Genomic DNA, 19,743 nt, shown 5'->3' on the forward strand with positions numbered 1-19,743 from the left:
AGCAAGCAATGAGCACGACTCTTGAAAAAATCCAAAGCCAGATCTCTGGCAACCCGATTCTGCTGTATATGAAAGGCTCCCCGAAGCTGCCAAGCTGCGGCTTCTCCGCACAGGCTGTTCAGGCGCTGTCCGCCTGCGGCGAGCGTTTTGCCTATGTTGATATTCTGCAGAACCCGGATATTCGCGCTGAGCTGCCGAAGTACGCAAACTGGCCGACCTTCCCGCAGCTGTGGGTGGATGGCGAGCTGGTTGGCGGCTGCGACATCATTATTGAAATGTATCAGCGCGGTGAACTGCAGACGCTGATCAAAGAGACCGCGGCCAAATATCCGGCTGAGCCTCAGGCATAAAAAAAAGCGACCTTCGGGTCGCTTTTTTTATCACTCGGTTTCGTCTGGTACCGGCAGCGGCCAGCCGCCGAGACGCTTCCAGCGGTTGACGATATCGCAGAACAGCAGGGCGGTTTGCTCGGTATCGTACAGCGCCGAGTGCGCCTGCGCGCTGTCAAATTCCATACCCGCCGCAGCGCAGGCTTTTGCCAGCACCGTCTGACCCAGCGCCAGCCCGCTAAGGGTTGCCGTATCGAAGGTCACAAACGGATGAAACGGGTTACGCTTCAGGGAGGCGCGTTCAGCCGCCGCCATCAGGAAACTGTGGTCGAAGGTGGCGTTATGCGCCACGATAATCGCCCGGTTACAGCCCTGGTCCTTGATCCCTTTGCGCACCGCTTTAAAGATGGCGTGCAGGGCATCGTGTTCGCTGATTGCGCCGCGCAGGGGATTGTTCGGATCGATCCCGTTAAACGCCAACGCTTCCGGCTGCAAAATCGACCCTTCGAACGGTTCGACGTGAAAATGCAGCGTGCTGTCCGGCAGCATCCAGCCCTCTTCATCCATTTTCAGCGTGACGGCGGCGATTTCAAGCAGCGCGTCGGTCTTTGCGTTAAATCCCGCCGTTTCAACATCGATAACAACAGGATAAAAACCACGAAAACGGCCACACAGACCGGAGAGTTGAGCATTATCGGACATCAGGGTCTCTTGCCAGGGAAAAGAAGCGGGCATTATGGCAAATTTTGCCGCCGGGTGCAGCAGGGGAAATGCAGCGGGCGCCAGAATGACGCCCGAAAAGATTAGTTACCCAGGCCTTTACCGGCGTCTTTCTCTTCGATCAGCTCGATTTTGTAGCCGTCAGGATCTTCGACAAAGGCGATAACGGTAGTGCCGCCTTTAACCGGACCGGCTTCACGGGTGACGTTGCCGCCATTCTTACGAATGCGTTCGCAGGCCTCTGCCGCGTTATCCACGCCCAGCGCGATATGGCCGTAGGCATTGCCGAGGTCGTATTTATCAACGCCCCAGTTGTAGGTCAGTTCAATCACGGCTTCTTCGCTTTCCGGGCCGTAGCCGACGAATGCCAGAGAGTACTTATACTCCGTGTTTTCGCTGGTGCGCAGCAGATCCATTCCCAGTACTTTGGTGTAGAACTCGATGGAACGTTGCAGATCGCCAACGCGCAGCATGGTGTGAAGTAAGCGCATAAAATCCTCTTCGGGTAATTTGTCCTTTCCGGACAAGGAGAAACGTTGTTTTAGTATAGCGGCCACTCCGGGCCGCTATCAATCAACAGATTACAGTGAAGGGTAATCGGTATAGCCTTCCGCGCCGCCGCCGTAGAAACTTTCCGGCCGCTGCGGGTTGAGTGCGGCTTTGCGTTCCAGACGCGCGGCCAGGTCCGGGTTAGCGATGTAATCACGGCCAAAGGCAACGGCATCGATCAGCCCTTTGCCAATCAGGTCTTCCGCTTTTTCCGGCGTATAGGCACCTGCGCCGATGATCGGGCCGCTAAAGTGCTGGCGAACCTTCTGACGGAAGGCTTCAGTGTAAGGCTGACCGCCTGCCCAGTCCGGCTCGGACATATGCAGATAGGCGATACCACGCTTGTTCAGCTCTTCGATCAGATACAGCGCTTCCGCTTCTTCATTCGGACCGTTATCGACGTTCTGGAACGAACCGACCGGCGAAACGCGGATACCGATACGCTCCGGCGCCCACTCTTTGCAGACCGCATCGACCACTTCCAGCACCAGGCGTGCACGGTTTTCCAGGCTGCCACCGTACTGATCGGTACGCTGGTTGGAGGATTCAGAGAGGAACTGGTGCAGCAGGTAGCCGTGAGCGGAGTGCAGTTCGACCATATCAAAACCGGCTTCGCGGGCGTTGGCAACGGCCTGACGGAAATCATCGACGATACCCGGGATTTCGCTCAGTTCCAGCGCACGCGGCAGAGAGGTATCGACGCGGATCGCGTTGCCGTTTTCGTCACGCAGCGAGGTACGAGTGCCCGCGCTCAGGGCTGAAGGCGCAACGGGAGCCTGCCCACCTGGCTGGAGGGTATGGTGGGAAATACGCCCGGTGTGCCACAGCTGAACGGCGATACGGCCATCTTCAGCGTGAACGGCATCGGTGATTTTCTTCCACGCGGCGATCTGTTCCTCGCTGTGCAGACCCGGCGCGCCCGCGTAGCCTTTGGCCTGGGCGGAAATCTGGGTGGCTTCGCTGATGATCAGGCCCGAGCTGGCACGCTGGCGGTAGTATTCCACCATCAGCGGGGTCGGGATATCGCCCGGCTCAATGCTGCGCAGACGGGTCAGCGGGGCCATAAGGACGCGGTTCGGTGCGGTAACGGGCCCGATTTTCAATGGGGTAAAGAGCTTCTGTGAGGACATAATGACTCCTGAGTAGACCGGTCGGCTAGTGTTCGGGTAAATAAAAACGCCTGTTAACGTTCAGGCGCAGCAATCAGGGTTGCAACCACCGCCAGGGCGCTTTCCAGCGACAGGGTGGTGCGGGTAATTTTGGCCTGCAAATTGGCACCGAGCCACAGGGAATAGAGCACCTGCGCCAGGGAAAACGCCTCGCCGTTAAAGGTCAGACTATGCTCGTCGCGTCCCTCGTCGAGGGTTTGCGCCAGCAGGGCAATAATTCCGCTGGTACCGCGATTCATCGCCCCGCGCATATCTTCCGACAGATCGCAGACTTCCGCCGAAAGCTTCACCGTCAGACAGCCGCTGATAATGCCCTGCTGACGAAACTGGGTGAGGGCGTGCTGGTAATACGCCAGCAAACGATCGCGGGCCGTGCCGTCGCCGGAGGCGAAATGTTCCTGCAGTCGTCGATGATAAGTGGCGAAGTGCCGCTCAAGCATCGCAACGCCAAACGCTTCTTTAGAGCGAAAGTAGTGGTAGAACGAACCTTTCGGCACGCCTGCGGTTTTCAGCAGCTCGCTCAATCCCATTCCGGTGAAGCCGCGGCTCATGCACAGCTGCTCACCGACAGTGAGGATATGTTCGCGGGTATCATGTTCTGGGGCTTTATTCATGTTGGTCACTGTACTAGACCGTTCGGTCTAATGCAAGTTGGCTTGCACGACGGCGTGGAAACGTCTTCAATGTATCTTATACCCGAAGCTGAGGAGACCGGACGTGGCAGAACAGCTGGAGTTTTTCCCCATCCAGAGTCCGTGCCGGGGCATTTGCCAGTCGGACGAGCGCGGCTTTTGCCGGGGCTGTATGCGCAGCCGCGATGAACGTTTTAACTGGCAAAGCCTGAGCGATGTCCAGAAGCAGGATGTGTTGCGCCTGTGTCATCAGCGTCGCCTGCGTAAACTGCGGGCCGCGAAGGCGGCTGCCGAGGATGAACCGCAGCAACCGACGCTTTTTTGAGGCGCTCCGGTCGCCAGAATAAGGTCACCTTCCGGTGAAATCTGTTGTCCTGGTTTAAACTTAACCGGTACACAGAATCTAACGGAGGTCTTATGCAGCGTTTTAGTCTGGCAATTCTTATTATGGCGGCCTGTTCGGGGGCGTCCTGGGCCGCCAGCGAAAAGGTGGCGTTAAATCTGGTCACCGCCCAGAGCGTCGGGCAATCCATCGGCACGGTGACCGTCACTGAAACCGAGGGCGGTCTGCAGTTCACGCCGGATCTTAAAGCCCTCCCGGCTGGGGAACACGGTTTTCATATCCATGCCAACGGCAGCTGCCAGCCAGCTATCGTTGACGGCAAAGCCACCGCCGCGGGCGCGGCAGGCGGGCATTTCGATCCGCAAAACACCGGTAAACACGCGGGACCTGAAGGCGACGGGCACCTCGGGGATCTTCCTGCTATTCGGGTCGATGCCGAGGGCAACGCCCGCGAGTCGGTCGTGGCTCCGCGCATAAAAACCCTCGATGAGGTCAGAGGCAAAGCGCTGATGGTGCATGCCGGAGGCGATAACATGGCCGATCACCCGAAACCGCTGGGCGGCGGCGGGGAGCGTGTCGCCTGTGGTGTCATCAAGTAACGGACTTTACCTCTCTTCAGGCAGCGCCTGTTCCAGCTGGGACAGGGCGCACCAGAGCCGCCAGACCAGCGTCGCCAGTTCTCTGGCGGCAGGCTGGTGGCTCAGCGCCAGCGTCTCGCTGACGTGCAGGAGCTGTTGCAGCGTGACGCCCAGCCTCTGCTGACGGACACCGCCTTCACTCATCACCTCTCTGAGCATACCGATGCAGCGATCGCGCACCTGCGACAGCGGGTCGGATCGCGTTTCCCAGCCGCGCAGCTGCCACACCACGTGGGAGCAGTTCAACAGCACGACACCCCAGCGCAGTAGCCAGCGCCTGGCCTGCGTATCCTGGCTATGGCTTAGCTGGCTGACCAGATGATAGACCCGCGATTCAAAGCGATTTTCACTCTCCTGCGGAAAGCGACTAAGCTGGTCGATAAAGTGACGCCGTAACGTCCTGATGTGACGTCGACTCTTGCGGGCGTCGGAGCCCGGACGTAACACGGCAAAGGCCAGCCAGGCCAGCGCCACGCCGAGTAGCTTCGCCAGATTATCATTCAGAAACTCGGCAAAATCCCAGACCGGCGGGTCGGTAATCGCGATAAACGAACCCATAAACACAATCAGCTGTCCCCACAGTGCCGCCTGTTTGGGCCTCTGCAGCTTCAGCAATTGCATCGTTGCCAGCAACGGTAAAAGAAACAGCAAAAACGACCACAGAGAACTGAGCTGCACCATGAGCCCGAACTTAACCACAAAGCTGAAGAGCGACAGGGTTGCGAGGGTACGCAGCAATAGTGTCAGGGAGGTAAAGGGCGCAGGGGAAACGGAGTAGAGCACGCAGGCAATCGCGCCAAGGGTTAAGGCATCGGCACCGGTATCCCACTGGGTACTGATGCTCCATGCTCCGGTCAGCAGCAGAGCGCAAAAGGTACGCAGGCCGCTCCACAGCGCTTCGGTATCATCCGTCTGCCGGGCCAGCGCCGGGCTTTTTGGCACCCTGAACCGGGCGATCGGCGTAGCCGACTCCAGCCGTCGCAGCCAGCGGCCGCCGCTTTGATAGAGCTGACAAAAGTAGCGCAGACGCTGCCAGAAGGCGTGATGACGATAGTCGCTATCCCGGGACGGAGCCAGCTTCGCAAGGGCGCGGGCAATATGCAGGGCATCCGTATTCGGCTGCGCCAGCAGGTGCAGCAGCGGAGGCAAATTTTCAGCAACGGATGCCGGGGCCTGGGGCCAGTTCAGCAGCATCCGCCGCAGGCCGGAAAGCACCCCGGTCATCCTTAGCTGCTGGTGGAGCAGATGATTAAGCAGGGCATTTTGCTGGCGAAAACGGTAATGGCTCCAGAACGCCTGAATGCGCAGCAGGTTCATGGTGAGGATCTGGCCGATCACCGACTCATGCGCCGTGCGGATGGCCTCGGTGGTTTCCGGTCTTAACAACAGCATCGCGTGCTCGGGAAGACGAGTATGCAGCGTTTTTAAGGCCGTAAGCAGGGAGGTGCCGTCCTGGCTGCCGGGCAATAGCATCATCATCAGGCCGCCGCAGAGGATCCCGATAATCACTTCGCAGACGCGCGCCTGGGCTATCTCCCAGAGTTCGGTAATATCGATGATATTCACCAGCGGGAAGGCAATAATCGCCGCCGTATAGCCTGCCAGCTGAAAGGCGTAGGCGACATTATTGCTGAAATGGGCGCAGGCCCAGGTACAGAAACCGATCCAGGCGGCCATACAGAACAGAAACAGCCAGGGATCGTTCAGCGTATGCCCGGCGATAATTAACGCCGCACAGGCGCCGAACGCACTCCCGGCAATACGCCCCAGGCTTTTACTGATCACCCCGCCTACGGTCGGAAAACTCACTACCGCCGCTGACGTCATTGCCCAGTAAGGTTCATTCAGATTCAGCTCGTAGGCAATCACCAGCGCCAGGCACATGGCAATGGCGTTACGCAGGGCATAGCGCCACTGGCCGGCGGTGGCCTTCAGCCAGGGCAGATGGGATAGCACAACCATCACTGTCCGCCGAGAGAGACGGTGCAGGTTGTGCCGGACACCAGAGTGAGATCCGCCGGAAGTTTGTCAAACGTGATGCGGACCGGTACACGCTGGGCCAGCCGCACCCAGGGAACGTTAGGCTTCACGTCAGGCACCAGGCCGCTGTCACTTTCCACGCTCTGGTCGTAGATGGCGCGGCCAATACCGGTTACCCGTCCTTCCAGCGTCAGGGGATGGCTGTAAAGCGTGATCTGCGCCCGGTCACCTTCGCGGATATGCCGCAGTTTGGTCTCTTCGAAGTAGCCGACAACATAAAACGAGTGGCTGTCTACCATCGCGAACAGCGGCTGACCGGCGCTGGCATAGTTGCCGGTGCGGGTCGACAGATTGGTCACCCAGCCATCGACCGGGGCTTTCACCACGGTCTGAGCGAGCTGCCACCGGGCCTGCTCCAGTCGGGCTTTGGCGGCGTCGACGCTGGCCTGCATCGCATTAACATTCATATTGGCGACGTCCAGATCTTCCGCAGAAATATAGTTTTGGGGCAGATGGCGTCGTCGGGTTGCCTCATGACTGGCGCTGGCCAGCTCGGCCTTCGCTTTTTCCAGCTGGGCGGTGGCATCAAGCACCGCGATACGGTACGGCGTATCGTCGATGCGAAAGAGTACCTCTCCGGCTTTCACCAACTGATTGTCGCGGACCGGCAGTTCAGTAATGCTGCCGGACACCTGCGGCGCAATACTCACCTGCTCGGCGCGTATTTTCCCGTCGCGGGTCCAGGGGGACTGCATATAGTAATTCCACAGCAGCCAGCCGGCGATAAGGGCGAGGGCGGCAACCAGCAGTGAGGTGAAATATTTTATTTTTTTCAGTGGCATAAGGTTACCCGACGAGCAGCAGCAGAAGCAGCGCAAAGCATAAAGACAGTGCGAACAGAGAGAGGTCCAGCAGCAGGGGATGCCAGATATCCCCGGCGTAGATCCAGTCGCGAAGCAGACGGTGAATCATCAGCCAGACAAAAAAACCGATAAACACCACTTTAAATAGCGGTGGTAAATAGATTGAGGCACCCACCACCAGATCCTGTAGGGGGAAGCCTGCCGAGGTGAAAATCGAGTTCACAAGCGAAATCCTTTGCAATAGCGGTCTGGCGGTCCAGTTATGCGCCGACCCTGAGAAATGTAGACTAATGTAAAAGAGTCGATTAATCAGGACGAACGCCGCATTACATTTGTTTTAGAAATATAAATGCTGCACACTAATTTAAAATGAGTATAATAACTTAGCAAGCTAATTATAAGGAGATGAAATTGGAATCGCCATTAGGTTCTGATCTGGCACGCTTAGTGCGCATCTGGCGTGCTCTGATTGACCATCGCCTCAAACCTCTGGAATTAACGCAGACTCACTGGGTAACGCTGCACAACATCCATCAGCTTCCGCCCGATCAGTCGCAAATTCAACTGGCCAAAGCGATTGGCATTGAGCAACCTTCGCTGGTACGTACTCTGGATCAACTGGAAGAGAAGGGACTGATTTCTCGCCAGACCTGTGCCAACGATCGTCGTGCAAAGCGCATCAAGCTGACAGAAAATGCCAATCCGATTATCGACAAAATGGAAACGGTGATTAAGAAAACGCGCGGAGAAATTCTCTCCGGCATTTCCCCTGATGAACTGGATTTGTTGATGAAACTGATAGGGCGTCTTGAGCACAATATTATTGAGCTACAGACCCGCGATTAAGCACTATCTAACAAGCCTTGCGTTCGCAAGGCTTTCTTTCTTCCTACTGTTGTTCCTGCACCCGCATTTTGAAATACATCAGCGTCCGGTATAAACCACGGTGGAGCTCTGTGAAGGTTTTAACCTGTAGCGCCTGTCTGGCGGATATTTTCTTCAGCGAAGGCGTTGCGCTAAGCCGCTGCAGAAGCTGCGACAGCTGATTCGACAGGCGATATTTATCCGCAAGCTGCGCCGAATTTTCAGTGACATACGCCTTAGCGTCTCTGTACCCGGTCACAATTTCGTGGGCAATCTCCTGCGAGGTTTTCTTTTGTCCCGAAGCCCGGCCAGAAAAATTCATCCGTGCCGCACAGTCGAAATTGTCTTCGGTGAGCCACCCATACCCGCCAAAATGGTCATATTCATAAACGGGAAGCCCCATGCTGAGCGCATACTGTACCGTTTTTCCGATAGTGAGCACCGCATCATAACCGGACAACAATGCCGGATTAAGTCGTTTGACGGCGCTGCCATCGCCGAGGTGGATCACGGCGACCCCCTGTTTTTGTATGGCGGGAATGGCGAGCCTGACCTCTTCCGGGAGATGATTCGAAACCAGCAGCAGCGAGGCGGGTTTATCAGTTGCCGTGGCAGGACGGGGATAATCGGCAAACGTATCGGGAGCGGGATTATCGAACAGAGCGATCCTGTGTTCATCGATGCCATACTGAGCAATACACCCGGCGCTTTCCGGCGATATGCAGGTAACCACATCACAGAGCGCATTCTCGACGTCTGCCAGCAGAGGCAATTCAATATGAATAAACGACGACATATGATGCCAGATAATGTACGTGTGTAACCCCGTGGTGGCGAGCGCATCGATAACGGCAGGGGGGATCGTATTTTGTTGGATCCAGATAATATCAAAGTCTACGGATACGACTTCGCAGGGGTCCTGATAAATATGCAGATTCTCTCTGCCGACAAGACGGGAAAATTCATGAGATAAAGGCTGCATATAAAGATTGGTATAAATCGTCACCTGCCAGCCAATGAGTAAAAACATTTCGGCGAGTTCAAGGGTGACCAGTTCCGAACCTTTAATATCATGTAAATGGTTGTTTGTGATTAAAATTTTTTGCATTAATTTTCTTCGGAAAAGACAGCGTAACGGAGCAATATTTTACCAGGCCACGGTGGTATTTAAAGCGCGAAAAGCTTCATTTCGTGAAGGCTGTTTAGCGGTTTTTTCGAAGGGGGGCGAAGTATTTTCGATGATGCGACATAAAAAAAAAGCGACCGCAGGGCGATCGCGTTTTTTCAGTATCTTGCTTAGCGTGGTGAAACGGTGACCTGGCTGCCGTTGCTGGCCATCACGACGCGCTGACCGGCGGAGAAACGGGTATCGCCCTGTTTCTGCACTACCATAATGGTGTTACCGTCATCTTTACGAATTTCCAGCTCTACGCCCTGGGTTTTATTCATTGAACCCTGTACGCCCTGGCCGGCAACGCCGCCTGCGATTGCACCCGCAGCGGTGGCCAGTGAACGACCGCTGCCGCCGCCGATGGTATTCCCGAGGAACCCGCCCAGCACGGCACCACCGATAGCGCCAATCGCGTTGGAATCATCGCCGCCCTGAATCTGTACCGGGCGGACATGCACAATGGTTCCGTAGGTGACGTTCTGCACCTGCTTAGCTTCGGATGCAGAGTAAACATCACCTGAGAGGCCGCTGTTGCTGACACAGCCAGCCAGCGAAAGTCCAATCATGGAAACGGCTAATACACGTGAAATCATCTATGAATCTCCTGTTCACAAACTAACGCTCTTATGAGCATCCGTCTTGACGTAATTATATGGTAATAATTTACCATCGCGCATCGCTTCGGCGACAATATTTTAAAAATAATACGGCTTTTTACCTGAACCAAAGATAAACGGCGTAAAAATCGACCCTCTGCAAACAATAAACCTTAACACTTATGCGTATTTTATTACCGAGTGTTAAAAAGTATCAACGCAGCGTGGTATTAACCCACGGTTTGTGATGGAGTGATGGTCACTAAGACGCAACACTAAGGAAGGGCTATGAGATCGGGTCGTTATATTGGCGTTATGTCCGGTACCAGCCTGGACGGCGTCGACGTTGTCCTCGCAGCTATCGACGAAACCATGGTCGCCCAGCAGGCCAGCCTGAGCTGGCCGATCCCGATGGCCTTAAAAGAGGCGATTCTCGACGTTTGTCAGGGACAGCAGCTGACGCTTTCTCAGCTCGGACAGCTGGATACCCGACTGGGACGCCTGTTCGCCGATGCCGTACAGGCGCTGATGGATGAACAAAAGTTAAAGCCTGAAGACGTGGTGGCGATTGGCTGCCATGGCCAGACGGTCTGGCATGAACCTGTCGGCGCTGCACCGCACACGATGCAGATTGGTGATAATAACCAGATTGTCGCCCGCACCGGCGTTACGGTGGTCGGCGACTTCCGCCGTCGGGATATGGCGCTCGGCGGGCAGGGCGCACCGCTGGTGCCTGCGTTTCATCAGGCGCTGCTGGCACATCCCGTTGAGCGACGCATGGTGCTGAATATCGGCGGTATTGCCAATCTGTCCCTGCTGATCCCCGGCAAGGCTGTACGCGGATTCGATACCGGCCCCGGCAATATGCTGATGGATGCCTGGATCTGGCGGCAGCGCGGTAAACCCTATGATAAAGACGCCGACTGGGCCTGCTCGGGAAAAGTGATTATCCCGCTGTTGCAGGCGATGCTGAGCGATCCCTACTTTGCCGCGCCCGCGCCCAAAAGTACCGGGCGCGAATACTTTAATATGGGCTGGCTGGAGCAGCAGCTGGCGCACTTCCCGGGTCTTGCCGCCCAGGATGTGCAGGCCACGCTGGCGGAGCTGACCGCAATGAGCATTTCCGAACAGGTCCAGCTCAGCGGCGGCTGTGAAAAACTGCTGGTGTGCGGCGGCGGCGGGCGCAACCCGCTGGTCATGAGCCGTCTGGCGGCGCTGCTGCCGGGAACGGAAGTGGACACCACCGATAAGGCCGGGATCAGCGGTGACGATATGGAAGCGCTGGCGTTTGCGTGGCTGGCATGGCGCACCCTTGCGGGGCAGCCGGGCAATCTACCCTCGGTCACCGGCGCTTCAGAGGCCAGCGTACTGGGGGCGATTTTCCCGGCAAATCCGCGACATAATCAGAGTTAACTGAATTATTCTCTGACAACCAGTCGGTACACTGCAGACAAACAAGAGAGGGAGGGCATCAGCTCTCCCGATGAAACCGGTCTGTGGAATAACCCCATGAAAAAACTGCTTATCCTTGCCCTCCCTTTTATGCTCGCTGGCTGTAGCGCTTACAACCAGTTTATGGAGCGTATGAACACCGACACCCTCGAATACCAGTGTGAGGAAAAACCGCTTACGGTACACCTCAACAACACCCGCCAGGAAGTCAGCTTTATCTATGATAATCAGCCGCGCACGCTGAAGCAGGGACGCTCCGCGTCCGGTGCGCGTTATACGGACGGCGTGTACGTCTTCTGGTCAAAAGGTGAAGAGGCTACGGTGTATAAACGCGACCGTATCGTGCTGAATAACTGCCAGTTAGCCAGCGCGCAGCGTTGAGATTTTGCCGGGGGCGGCGCACAATAGCGGAACCCTTTGACAACTCTCTGATACGCCATGTCCGACAACGATGAACTGCAGCAAATCGCGCACCTGCGCCGTGAATACATCCGTGGTGGCCTGCGTCGCCACGATCTTCCCGCCGAACCGCTGGCGTTGTTCGAACACTGGCTTAAACAGGCCTGTGACGCCAGGCTGGCCGACCCTACCGCAATGGTTGTGGCCACCGTCGATGAACAGGGCCAGCCGTATCAGCGCATTGTGCTGCTCAAGCACTATGACGAAAAAGGGCTGGTGTTTTATACCAACCTCGGCAGCCGCAAAGCGCACCATATTGAACACAACCCGCGTGTGAACCTGCTTTTCCCGTGGCATATGCTGGAACGCCAGGTGATGGTAACCGGCAAGGCCGAGCGTCTCTCCACGCTTGAAGTGGTGAAATACTTCCACAGCCGTCCGCGTGACAGTCAAATCGGCGCCTGGGTCTCGAAACAGTCCAGCCGTATTTCCGCTCGCGGTATCCTCGAAAGTAAATTCCTCGAACTGAAGCAAAAATTCCAGCAGGGCGAAGTCCCGCTGCCGAGTTTCTGGGGCGGTTTTCGCATCAGCATCGAGCAGATGGAATTCTGGCAGGGGGGTGAACATCGCCTCCACGACCGTTTTTTGTACCAGCGTGATGGCCAGGCGTGGAAAATTGACCGCCTGGCGCCCTGATAAGGGCAAAATGTTGCGTTAAGCGCTGGTACTCCTGCTGTCAGCGCTTTATTCTAGTCTGCTCTGCGTCGCACGGGTGAACGAACCCCGCTGCGGCGCAGACGACCTTTTTCTTTCGCGTCTGGCGAAAAGTCGTGTACCGGCAAAGGTGCAGTCGTTTTATGTTTTTACATGGAGAATTTGATGGCAAGCGGTAACTTGATTAAACAATTGCAAGAGCGGGGCCTCGTGGCTCAGGTGACGGACGAAGCAGCGTTAGCAGAGCGACTGGCGCAGGGCCCGATCGCGCTCTATTGCGGCTTCGATCCCACCGCCGACAGCTTGCATTTGGGGCATCTTGTTCCATTGTTATGCCTGAAACGCTTCCAGCAGGCGGGCCATAAGCCCGTTGCCCTGGTCGGCGGCGCAACCGGTCTGATTGGCGACCCGAGCTTTAAAGCCGCCGAGCGTAAGCTCAATACCGAGGATACCGTGCAGGAGTGGGTGGATAAAATCCGTCACCAGGTTGCACCGTTCCTCGATTTTGACTGCGGGGACAATTCGGCGATTGCGGCGAACAACTATGACTGGTTCGGTGGCATGAACGTGCTCACCTTCCTGCGCGATATCGGCAAACACTTCTCTGTTAACCAGATGATTAACAAAGAAGCCGTTAAGCAGCGTCTGAACCGCGACGATCAGGGGATTTCCTTTACCGAGTTCTCCTACAATCTGCTGCAGGGTTATGACTTTGCCTGTCTGAACAACCTGCACGGCGTCAGCCTGCAGATTGGCGGTTCCGATCAGTGGGGTAACATCACCTCCGGTATCGATCTGACGCGTCGTCTGCATCAGAACCAGGTCTTTGGCCTGACGGTGCCGCTGATCACCAAAGCTGACGGCACCAAGTTTGGTAAAACCGAAGGCGGCGCGGTCTGGCTGGACCCGAAAAAGACCAGTCCGTACAAGTTCTACCAGTTCTGGATCAACACCGCCGATGCCGACGTGTATCGCTTCCTCAAGTTCTTCACCTTTATGGACATTGCCGAGATCAATGCCCTGGAAGAAGAAGACAAAAACAGCGGCAAAGCCCCGCGCGCCCAGTATGTGCTGGCCGAGCTGGTGACCCGCCTGGTGCACGGCGAAGAGGGACTGGTTGCCGCGAAACGCATTACCGACAGCCTGTTCAACGGCACGCTGAGCGCGCTGAGCGAAGCCGATTTTGAGCAGCTGGCTCAGGACGGCGTCCCGATGGTGGAAATGGACAAGGGTGCCGATCTGTTACAGGCGCTGGTGGATTCCGAACTGCAACCGTCTCGCGGCCAGGCTCGCAAGACTGTCGCTTCCAATGCGGTAACCATCAACGGTGAAAAACAGGCTGACCCGGAATACGCTTTTGTGGATGCAGACATTCTGTTTGGCCGCTATACGCTGCTGCGTCGCGGTAAGAAGAATTACTGTCTAGTTTGCTGGAAATAATCATTAGCCTGTCCCATTAGGCTATTTTACTTGCCATTTCGAACCTGGGCAGTGCTCGCAATCCTCACGTACTGCGTGTACGTTCCGGTTGCTGCGCGCTGTCCGTGTTCAAACTGGCTGCGACAATTACGCCTAATGGGGCAGTCTATAAGACCGGGGCGTGGGAAACCACGCCCCTTATTTTTTGGTTGTCCCGCCTGGAAAAATAATGAAGAACATCCTCGCAATTCAGTCTCACGTGGTCTTTGGTCACGCGGGCAACAGCGCGGCCGAATTTCCGATGCGCCGTCTGGGCGCAAACGTCTGGCCGCTGAACACCGTGCAATTCTCCAATCACACCCAGTACGGCAAATGGACCGGCAGCGTGATGCCGCCAGAGCATCTGACCGAGGTGGTGCAGGGGATCGCCGATATTGGCCAGCTGAGTCGCTGTGATGCGGTGCTGAGCGGATATCTCGGGTCGGCGGAGCAGGGTGAGCATATTCTGGGGATCGTGCGTAAGGTCAAGGCGGCGAACCCGCAGGCGAAGTATTTCTGCGATCCGGTGATGGGCCACCCGGAAAAAGGCTGCATTGTCGCGCCGGGCGTGGCGGATTTCCACGTGCGCTATGCGCTGCCGGCCAGCGATATTATCGCGCCGAATCTGATCGAGCTGGAAATTCTCTGCGGCCACGCGGTGAATAACGTCCAGGACGCGGTGGATGCCGCACGGGAGCTGATCGCTCAGGGGCCGGAGATTGTGCTGGTTAAGCACCTGGCGCGGGCGGGAATGAATCTGACGCGCTTTGAGATGCTGCTGGTAACGGCGGATGAAGCCTGGCATATCAGCCGTCCGCTGGTGGACTTCGGTCTGCGTCAGCCGGTGGGCGTGGGCGATGTGACCAGCGGCCTGCTGTTGGTGAAGCTGTTACAGGGTGCGGCGCTGCGCGATGCGCTGGAGCATGTGACGGCGGCGGTGTACGAAGTGATGGTGACCACGCAGAGCATGGAAGAGTATGAACTGCAGGTGGTTGCGGCGCAGGATCGTATTGCCAGCCCGGAACACTACTTTAGCGCGACCCGGCTGTAATCGAAGAGGTTCAGCCCTTGTGGGCTGAACCGTCGCGTGTCAGGCCGCTGACAGGCCTTCCGCAGCCAGGGCGGCAACCACCGCCGGACGTGCGGCAACGCGTGCCATATAGGCCTCAATATTCTGCAGTCCCGCCATCTGCAGCTTCACGGCATGCGCCCAGCGCAGCACGTTATACAGATAGGCATCGGCAATCGTAAAGCGCTGACCGCTGATCCACTCATTCCCTTCCAGCGACGTATTCACATACTGCAGCTTTTTCTCCAGCAGACCACGGACAACCGGCTTGAAGTCTTCCGGCGTGTCAGGGCGGAACAGCGGGGTAAAGCCTTTATGCAGCTCGGTGGCGATAAAGTTCAGCCACTCCAGGGTCTTATAGCGGTTAATACTGCCAACCGGTGCCAGCAGCTGACGGTCAGGTACGGCGTCGGCCAGATACTGCATAATCACGACGGCTTCGGTCACCAGGGTGTTGTCATCCAGTAGCAGGGCCGGGATCTGTCCTTTCGGCGCGATAGCGAAATAGTCGTCGCCATTCTCCAGCTTTTTCTGCATCAGATCGACGCTTTCCATTGTGAAATCACGACCGCTTTCACGCAGGATAATATGTGGGGCAAGGGAACAGGCACCGGCTTTGTAATACAGTTTCATGGACGCTCCTTAAGGCGCAGGTAAGTGCTTCTATGGTAGTTCGGCCAGGGGCAAAAAAAAAGCCGCTAACGTGCGGTTAGCGGCTGATTATTCGGTAATAACGCGGCAAGGTTACGCGGAAGCAGTATCCACGGTTTTGACGTTGTCATCATCCTGAGTCATACGGTTCAGTTTCGGCGCAACCAGCATCATCAGCGCGGCGATAATGGCCGTAGCGATACCAATCTGCATAAACACGCGTCCGTACACTTCCAGGGAGACCAGCGGGTCGGTGACGTTTTCCGGCACGGCCATCAGATTCGCGACTTTACCGGCGATCAGTGCGGCACCTGCGGTGGTCAGGAACCAGCTGCCCATGATAAAGCCCATCAGACGCTGAGGCACCAGCTGTGCAACCATTGCCAGACCCAGACCGGAGATCATCAGCTCACCGATACTCTGCAGGGCATAGCTGAGGATCAGCCAGTTAACGGACACGATACCCGCGTCGCTGGCAAACTTCGCGCCCAGCGGCAGCACGAGGAATGCGCCGGAGCACAGAACCATACCGATAGCGAATTTGTGCGGCATCGGCAGACGGTCACCCATTTTGTTATAGATAGCGGCCAGAATCGGGCTGCCAATCATAATCCAGAACGGGTTCAGGGCCTGGTACTGCTCAGGTTCAAAAGCGATACCGAGGATGCTGTGCTCAACGTTGCGGATCGCAAAGAAGTTGAGGGACGTCGGCATCTGGCTGTACAGCACGAAGAAGACCACGGCCTGTACCATCAGGATAAAGGCGACGATCATCTTACGACGTGCCGCGCCCTGCATCGCAAAGGCCTCTTTACCGAAGATAATCACGATACCCAGAGCGATCACGCCCAGTGCGATACGCGCGACATCCTGGTTATGCAGCAGCCAGGTGGCGATGACGACCAGCACGACAACACCCACCAGCGTGGCCAGCAGTTTACCCATATGAACCGGGGCAAAGTCAGGTTTAGAGCCGTACTCTTTCACCCAGCCACGGAAGAACAGGAAGTTCACTACGGTGATCAGCATCCCGACCACGCTCAGCGCGAACGCCACGCTCCAGCCGAATTTGGCGGCCAGCCACGGGGTTGCCAGCATGGAGAAGAACGAACCGATATTGATGGACATATAGTACATGGTAAATGCACCGTCCAGACGCGGATCGTCTTTGGAATAGCAGGTCGAGAGCAGGGAAGACGGGTTGGCTTTAAACAGGCCGTTACCGACGGCGATAGTCGCCATCCCCATATAGACCACGGCGGCGTCATGACCGGACCAGGCAACCAGCGCATAGCCGATAGCCAGCACGATAGCGCCGAGCAGGATCACACGTTTGGTGCCGAGGACTTTATCACCCAGCCAGCCGCCGATGGCGACCAGACCGTAAACCAGGGCGCTAAAGGAGGAGAACAGCGTAATGGAGTCCGCTTCGGACATCCCCAGCTGTTTCACCAGGTAGACCGCCATAATCCCTTGCAGGCCGTAGTAGCCAAAACGCTCCCACAGTTCAATCGAGAAAATCAGATAGAACGATCGCGGTTGTTTAAAAGCATTCAGGCTGATGCTTTCAGCTGGTTTTTTGTTTGCAGTAGACACTTATACCTCTTTTTTTACATCCCATATTAACGGGGAAGCGCAGAGCGTAATGATGAAGCATCATTCGCCTGATCGTTATAGTGGTGGGAGAAACGGCGGGTAATGTTCCCGATCCAGGGCGATCAGGCAATACCTTTGCAATACTCTGTTACATATAATCAGAGTGGCATAATCGATTGGCAATCCAAATGTTATTTAGCGTTTAATTTTACCTTTAGTGTAAAAGTGGTTTTTTACACTGAGTTAAGGGGCGCTCCGACGGGTTTTGGCGATATATACTGCTAAATGGCTACCTTTATGGTTGTATGGGCTAAGTTCTTAAAAAACTCTGGTCTATTGTATCGCCTTAGTGCATCAGGAGAGCCCGCAGAAACGTGTTTATCAAACCGTTTTGTTACCGAATTTTAACATTGCAGTGGTTTTGTGATGTGCGTCACATATCGATATAAATTTTCGCTAAGGGAAAAAAGATTAACCTGCCTGGGCGTTTAAACGCGGGACAATATGCAGGGAATAAGCGCGGGAGTGGTGGTAAAGGACTGCAACTCAGGTAAATACGTGCTGGCCTGCGCCAGCATCGTTTCAGATATCGACTTTCTCGTTGAATTCGCACAGATCTTCAATCAGGCACGAGCCACAGCGGGGCTTACGGGCGATACAGGTGTAGCGGCCGTGCAGGATCAGCCAGTGGTGGCAGTCGACCTTAAATTCAGCGGGAACCACCTTTAACAGCTTCTCCTCCACCTCTTCCACGTTTTTGCCCGGCGCAAAGCGAGTCCGGTTGCTGACGCGGAAAATATGGGTGTCCACGGCGATAGTCGGCCAGCCGAAGGCGGTATTGAGTACCACATTGGCGGTTTTACGCCCGACGCCGGGCAGGGCTTCCAGCGCCGCCCTGTCTTCCGGTACTTCACCACCGTGTTGCTCAAGCAGGATACGGCAGGTCTTGATGACGTTTTCCGCCTTGCTGTTAAACAGGCCGATCGTCTTGATATACGATTTCACGCCGTCGACGCCCAGCTCCAGCATCGCCCGCGGGGTGTTGGCCACCGGGTAGAGCAGCGCGGTGGCTTTATTGACGCTGACGTCGGTGGCCTGAGCGGAAAGCAGAACCGCAATCAGCAGCTCAAAAGGCGAGGTGAAATTCAGCTCGGTGGTCGGATGGGGATTGTTGTCCCGCAAACGGGTCAGGATCTCCAGCCGCTTGACTTTATTCATAGCGCACTCCCTGCAGTATTGCCCTCTAACGGCGTTTCAGCAGCCGCAGCGAGCGCCCGGCGCTTCTTAGAACGTTCATCAATCAGGTATTTAATCGCCAGCAGCATGCCGAGACCGATAAAGGCGCCCGGCGGCAGCATCGCCAGCAGGAAGGGCGTATCCGTATGGAAAATCTCGATGCGCAGGGCTTTGGCCCAGCCGCCCAGCAGTGAATCCGCGCCGTCAAAAAGGGTGCCGTTGCCGAGAATTTCGCGTATTGAGCCCAGCACAAACATCGCGCTGGTGGCGCCCATCCCGATTGAGAAGCCGTCCAGCGCCGACAGCGCCACGCTTTTCTTCGCCGCAAAGGCTTCGGCCCGACCGATAACAATACAGTTGGTGACGATCAGCGGGATAAAAATCCCCAGCGACTGGTAGAGCCCGAACGCCCAGGCGTTCATCAGCATCTGGACACCGCTCACCACCGAAGCAATGATCATCACGTAGATTGGGATACGCACTTCCGCCGGGACCCAACGCCGCAGGGCAGAAATCGCCGAGTTGGTCAGGGTCAGGACCAGGGTAGTGGCGAGCCCGAGGCCGAGGGCGTTAGTGGCGGTCGAGGTCACCGCCAGCAGCGGACACAGGCCTAATAGCTGTACCAGGGCCGAGTTATTTTTCCACAGGCCCTGGATGATAACGTCTTTGGCTTCGCTCATGGTTTACTCTCCGCAGCCGGGAAGGGTGGACAGTTGGTCGGGCAGGGTCTGCGCATACAGGCCCGCGCGTTTTACCGCGTTAACCACCGCGCGTGGCGTGATGGTCGCGCCGGTAAACTGATCGAAATCGCCGCCGTCTTTTTTCACCGCCCAGTGGGCGTCATTTTCGCCACTGATAGCTTTGCCGCTAAAGCGGGTGATCCAGTCCGACAGGCGCAGTTCGATTTTATCCCCCAGGCCCGGCGTTTCATGGTGTTCCGTTACGCGGGTACCGAGGATGGTACCGCTAAAATCAGCCCCGACCAGCAGGCGGATTGCGCCGGAATAACCGTCGGGCGCGGTGGCTTCCATCACTACCGCCACCGGCGTATCGCCCTGACGCGCAATATAGAGCCGCTGCTCGCCTTTGCCCAGCGCCGGGGCGCTGACCCGATAACAGCTCTGAGGCAGATTATTATCGTACAGCGACGCGGGCAGGACCTGGTCAAACAGCGCTTTTTGCTGCAGCTCAGCCTGCTGGTCAATGGTTGATTTGGTCAGCTCGTTAATGACCGCCGTCAGGCCAGTCGTCCCCGCAGCGAACAGCGCCAGGATGATGCCATGTTTACGCATTGTCTTTAGCATGATGGCGTCC

General features: G+C 56.4%; 23 protein-coding genes. 9 read left to right on the forward strand and 14 right to left on the reverse strand.

Annotated features, from left to right (window positions below):
* The first annotated feature begins 8 nt into the window (after positions 1 to 8).
* A complete protein-coding gene (locus tag EDF81_RS02045; protein ID WP_123345772.1) occupies positions 9 to 350 on the forward strand; it encodes a Grx4 family monothiol glutaredoxin in 342 nt (113 codons plus the stop codon).
* A 30-nt stretch (positions 351 to 380) separates the two neighbouring features.
* Here the strand turns inward: EDF81_RS02045 and rnt are convergent, their stop codons facing one another.
* From rnt to EDF81_RS02065, 4 genes are all read right to left on the reverse strand, one after another.
* Positions 381 to 1,031, reverse strand: coding sequence for a ribonuclease T (gene rnt / locus EDF81_RS02050; protein WP_123345774.1), 651 nt, complete (start codon positions 1,029 to 1,031; stop codon positions 381 to 383).
* Positions 1,032 to 1,132: 101 nt separating this feature from the next.
* The gene (gene gloA / locus EDF81_RS02055; RefSeq protein WP_123345776.1) at positions 1,133 to 1,540 is read right to left on the reverse strand and encodes a lactoylglutathione lyase; all 408 of its coding nucleotides are present in this window, start codon (positions 1,538 to 1,540) and stop codon (positions 1,133 to 1,135) included.
* 90 nt (positions 1,541 to 1,630) lie between these two features.
* Positions 1,631 to 2,728 carry an alkene reductase gene (locus tag EDF81_RS02060; protein WP_123345778.1) on the reverse strand — a complete coding sequence of 366 codons (1,098 nt, stop codon included), beginning with the start codon at positions 2,726 to 2,728 and terminating at the stop codon, positions 1,631 to 1,633.
* Between the two features lie 53 nt (positions 2,729 to 2,781).
* Complete coding sequence (locus tag EDF81_RS02065) at positions 2,782 to 3,381, reverse strand: TetR/AcrR family transcriptional regulator (protein WP_123345780.1); 600 nt, start codon at positions 3,379 to 3,381, stop codon at positions 2,782 to 2,784.
* 103 nt (positions 3,382 to 3,484) lie between these two features.
* On the opposite strand from EDF81_RS02065, the gene EDF81_RS02070 reads away from it, so the two are divergent.
* Together EDF81_RS02070 and sodC are read left to right on the forward strand one after the other, a co-directional pair.
* Positions 3,485 to 3,724 carry a DUF1289 domain-containing protein gene (locus tag EDF81_RS02070; protein ID WP_123345782.1) on the forward strand — a complete coding sequence of 80 codons (240 nt, stop codon included), beginning with the start codon at positions 3,485 to 3,487 and terminating at the stop codon, positions 3,722 to 3,724.
* A 92-nt stretch (positions 3,725 to 3,816) separates the two neighbouring features.
* A complete protein-coding gene (gene sodC / locus EDF81_RS02075) occupies positions 3,817 to 4,341 on the forward strand; it encodes a superoxide dismutase [Cu-Zn] SodC (protein ID WP_123345783.1) in 525 nt (174 codons plus the stop codon).
* Positions 4,342 to 4,347: 6 nt separating this feature from the next.
* Here the strand turns inward: sodC and EDF81_RS02080 are convergent, their stop codons facing one another.
* The 3 genes from EDF81_RS02080 to EDF81_RS02090 are packed head-to-tail and all read right to left on the reverse strand — an operon-like array spanning position 4,348 to position 7,446.
* Positions 4,348 to 6,342 carry an FUSC family protein gene (locus tag EDF81_RS02080; protein WP_123345785.1) on the reverse strand — a complete coding sequence of 665 codons (1,995 nt, stop codon included), beginning with the start codon at positions 6,340 to 6,342 and terminating at the stop codon, positions 4,348 to 4,350.
* Positions 6,342 to 7,202, reverse strand: coding sequence for an HlyD family secretion protein (locus EDF81_RS02085; protein WP_123345787.1), 861 nt, complete (start codon positions 7,200 to 7,202; stop codon positions 6,342 to 6,344). The genes EDF81_RS02080 and EDF81_RS02085 overlap by 1 nt, the downstream gene beginning before the upstream one ends.
* Before the next feature lie 4 nt (positions 7,203 to 7,206).
* Positions 7,207 to 7,446, reverse strand: coding sequence for a DUF1656 domain-containing protein (locus EDF81_RS02090; RefSeq protein WP_123345789.1), 240 nt, complete (start codon positions 7,444 to 7,446; stop codon positions 7,207 to 7,209).
* A 182-nt stretch (positions 7,447 to 7,628) separates the two neighbouring features.
* Between EDF81_RS02090 and slyA the strand changes: the two genes are divergently transcribed.
* Positions 7,629 to 8,069: a transcriptional regulator SlyA gene (gene slyA / locus EDF81_RS02095; RefSeq protein ID WP_123345791.1), complete on the forward strand. Its 441-nt coding sequence runs from the start codon at positions 7,629 to 7,631 to the stop codon at positions 8,067 to 8,069.
* 43 nt (positions 8,070 to 8,112) lie between these two features.
* On the opposite strand, the gene EDF81_RS02100 is transcribed toward slyA, so the two are convergent.
* Both EDF81_RS02100 and slyB read right to left on the reverse strand, forming a co-directional pair.
* Positions 8,113 to 9,195 carry a hypothetical protein gene (locus EDF81_RS02100; RefSeq protein ID WP_123345793.1) on the reverse strand — a complete coding sequence of 361 codons (1,083 nt, stop codon included), beginning with the start codon at positions 9,193 to 9,195 and terminating at the stop codon, positions 8,113 to 8,115.
* Between the two features lie 188 nt (positions 9,196 to 9,383).
* On the reverse strand, positions 9,384 to 9,851 hold the full coding sequence (gene slyB, locus EDF81_RS02105; protein ID WP_123345795.1) for an outer membrane lipoprotein SlyB: 468 nt from the start codon (positions 9,849 to 9,851) through the stop codon (positions 9,384 to 9,386).
* Between the two features lie 291 nt (positions 9,852 to 10,142).
* Here slyB and anmK point away from each other — a divergent pair, with 291 nt between their 5' ends.
* From anmK to pdxY, 5 genes are all read left to right on the forward strand, one after another.
* Positions 10,143 to 11,267 carry an anhydro-N-acetylmuramic acid kinase gene (gene anmK / locus EDF81_RS02110; protein WP_123345797.1) on the forward strand — a complete coding sequence of 375 codons (1,125 nt, stop codon included), beginning with the start codon at positions 10,143 to 10,145 and terminating at the stop codon, positions 11,265 to 11,267.
* A gap of 96 nt (positions 11,268 to 11,363) precedes the next feature.
* Positions 11,364 to 11,687: a C-type lysozyme inhibitor gene (gene mliC / locus EDF81_RS02115; protein ID WP_123345799.1), complete on the forward strand. Its 324-nt coding sequence runs from the start codon at positions 11,364 to 11,366 to the stop codon at positions 11,685 to 11,687.
* A 57-nt stretch (positions 11,688 to 11,744) separates the two neighbouring features.
* The gene (pdxH, locus tag EDF81_RS02120; protein ID WP_123345800.1) at positions 11,745 to 12,401 is read left to right on the forward strand and encodes a pyridoxamine 5'-phosphate oxidase; all 657 of its coding nucleotides are present in this window, start codon (positions 11,745 to 11,747) and stop codon (positions 12,399 to 12,401) included.
* A gap of 183 nt (positions 12,402 to 12,584) precedes the next feature.
* Positions 12,585 to 13,859 carry a tyrosine--tRNA ligase gene (gene tyrS / locus EDF81_RS02125; RefSeq protein ID WP_123345802.1) on the forward strand — a complete coding sequence of 425 codons (1,275 nt, stop codon included), beginning with the start codon at positions 12,585 to 12,587 and terminating at the stop codon, positions 13,857 to 13,859.
* 208 nt (positions 13,860 to 14,067) lie between these two features.
* On the forward strand, positions 14,068 to 14,928 hold the full coding sequence (pdxY, locus tag EDF81_RS02130) for a pyridoxal kinase PdxY (RefSeq protein ID WP_123345804.1): 861 nt from the start codon (positions 14,068 to 14,070) through the stop codon (positions 14,926 to 14,928).
* Positions 14,929 to 14,967: 39 nt separating this feature from the next.
* On the opposite strand, the gene gstA is transcribed toward pdxY, so the two are convergent.
* From gstA to rsxG, 5 genes are all read right to left on the reverse strand, one after another.
* Entirely contained in the window at positions 14,968 to 15,579 is a 612-nt protein-coding gene (gstA, locus tag EDF81_RS02135) for a glutathione transferase GstA (protein ID WP_123345805.1), read from the reverse strand.
* A 111-nt stretch (positions 15,580 to 15,690) separates the two neighbouring features.
* Entirely contained in the window at positions 15,691 to 17,193 is a 1,503-nt protein-coding gene (dtpA, locus tag EDF81_RS02140) for a dipeptide/tripeptide permease DtpA (protein WP_123345807.1), read from the reverse strand.
* Positions 17,194 to 17,775: 582 nt separating this feature from the next.
* Positions 17,776 to 18,411 (reverse strand): endonuclease III, encoded by a 636-nt coding sequence (nth, locus tag EDF81_RS02145; RefSeq protein ID WP_123345809.1) that lies wholly within the window; start codon positions 18,409 to 18,411, stop codon positions 17,776 to 17,778.
* A complete protein-coding gene (locus EDF81_RS02150) occupies positions 18,408 to 19,109 on the reverse strand; it encodes an electron transport complex subunit E (RefSeq protein ID WP_123345811.1) in 702 nt (233 codons plus the stop codon). Before EDF81_RS02150 ends, nth begins: the two co-directional genes overlap by 4 nt.
* Before the next feature lie 3 nt (positions 19,110 to 19,112).
* On the reverse strand, positions 19,113 to 19,733 hold the full coding sequence (gene rsxG, locus EDF81_RS02155) for an electron transport complex subunit RsxG (protein WP_123345812.1): 621 nt from the start codon (positions 19,731 to 19,733) through the stop codon (positions 19,113 to 19,115).
* Positions 19,734 to 19,743: the final 10 nt, after the last annotated feature.

This window comes from Enterobacter sp. BIGb0383, assembly GCF_003751845.1.
Taxonomy (GTDB): domain Bacteria; phylum Pseudomonadota; class Gammaproteobacteria; order Enterobacterales; family Enterobacteriaceae; genus BIGb0383.

Coding starts and splice junctions, on each gene's coding strand:
- EDF81_RS02045 (WP_123345772.1), top strand. CDS start 9: ATGAGCACGACTCTTGAAAAAATCCAAAGCCAGATCTCTGGCAACCCG.
- rnt (WP_123345774.1), bottom strand. CDS start 1,031: ATGTCCGATAATGCTCAACTCTCCGGTCTGTGTGGCCGTTTTCGTGGT.
- gloA (WP_123345776.1), bottom strand. CDS start 1,540: ATGCGCTTACTTCACACCATGCTGCGCGTTGGCGATCTGCAACGTTCC.
- EDF81_RS02060 (WP_123345778.1), bottom strand. CDS start 2,728: ATGTCCTCACAGAAGCTCTTTACCCCATTGAAAATCGGGCCCGTTACC.
- EDF81_RS02065 (WP_123345780.1), bottom strand. CDS start 3,381: ATGAATAAAGCCCCAGAACATGATACCCGCGAACATATCCTCACTGTC.
- sodC (WP_123345783.1), top strand. CDS start 3,817: ATGCAGCGTTTTAGTCTGGCAATTCTTATTATGGCGGCCTGTTCGGGG.
- EDF81_RS02080 (WP_123345785.1), bottom strand. CDS start 6,342: ATGGTTGTGCTATCCCATCTGCCCTGGCTGAAGGCCACCGCCGGCCAG.
- EDF81_RS02085 (WP_123345787.1), bottom strand. CDS start 7,202: ATGCCACTGAAAAAAATAAAATATTTCACCTCACTGCTGGTTGCCGCC.
- slyA (WP_123345791.1), top strand. CDS start 7,629: ATGAAATTGGAATCGCCATTAGGTTCTGATCTGGCACGCTTAGTGCGC.
- EDF81_RS02100 (WP_123345793.1), bottom strand. CDS start 9,195: ATGCAAAAAATTTTAATCACAAACAACCATTTACATGATATTAAAGGT.
- slyB (WP_123345795.1), bottom strand. CDS start 9,851: ATGATTTCACGTGTATTAGCCGTTTCCATGATTGGACTTTCGCTGGCT.
- anmK (WP_123345797.1), top strand. CDS start 10,143: ATGAGATCGGGTCGTTATATTGGCGTTATGTCCGGTACCAGCCTGGAC.
- mliC (WP_123345799.1), top strand. CDS start 11,364: ATGAAAAAACTGCTTATCCTTGCCCTCCCTTTTATGCTCGCTGGCTGT.
- pdxH (WP_123345800.1), top strand. CDS start 11,745: ATGTCCGACAACGATGAACTGCAGCAAATCGCGCACCTGCGCCGTGAA.
- tyrS (WP_123345802.1), top strand. CDS start 12,585: ATGGCAAGCGGTAACTTGATTAAACAATTGCAAGAGCGGGGCCTCGTG.
- pdxY (WP_123345804.1), top strand. CDS start 14,068: ATGAAGAACATCCTCGCAATTCAGTCTCACGTGGTCTTTGGTCACGCG.
- gstA (WP_123345805.1), bottom strand. CDS start 15,579: ATGAAACTGTATTACAAAGCCGGTGCCTGTTCCCTTGCCCCACATATT.
- nth (WP_123345809.1), bottom strand. CDS start 18,411: ATGAATAAAGTCAAGCGGCTGGAGATCCTGACCCGTTTGCGGGACAAC.
- EDF81_RS02150 (WP_123345811.1), bottom strand. CDS start 19,109: ATGAGCGAAGCCAAAGACGTTATCATCCAGGGCCTGTGGAAAAATAAC.
- rsxG (WP_123345812.1), bottom strand. CDS start 19,733: ATGCTAAAGACAATGCGTAAACATGGCATCATCCTGGCGCTGTTCGCT.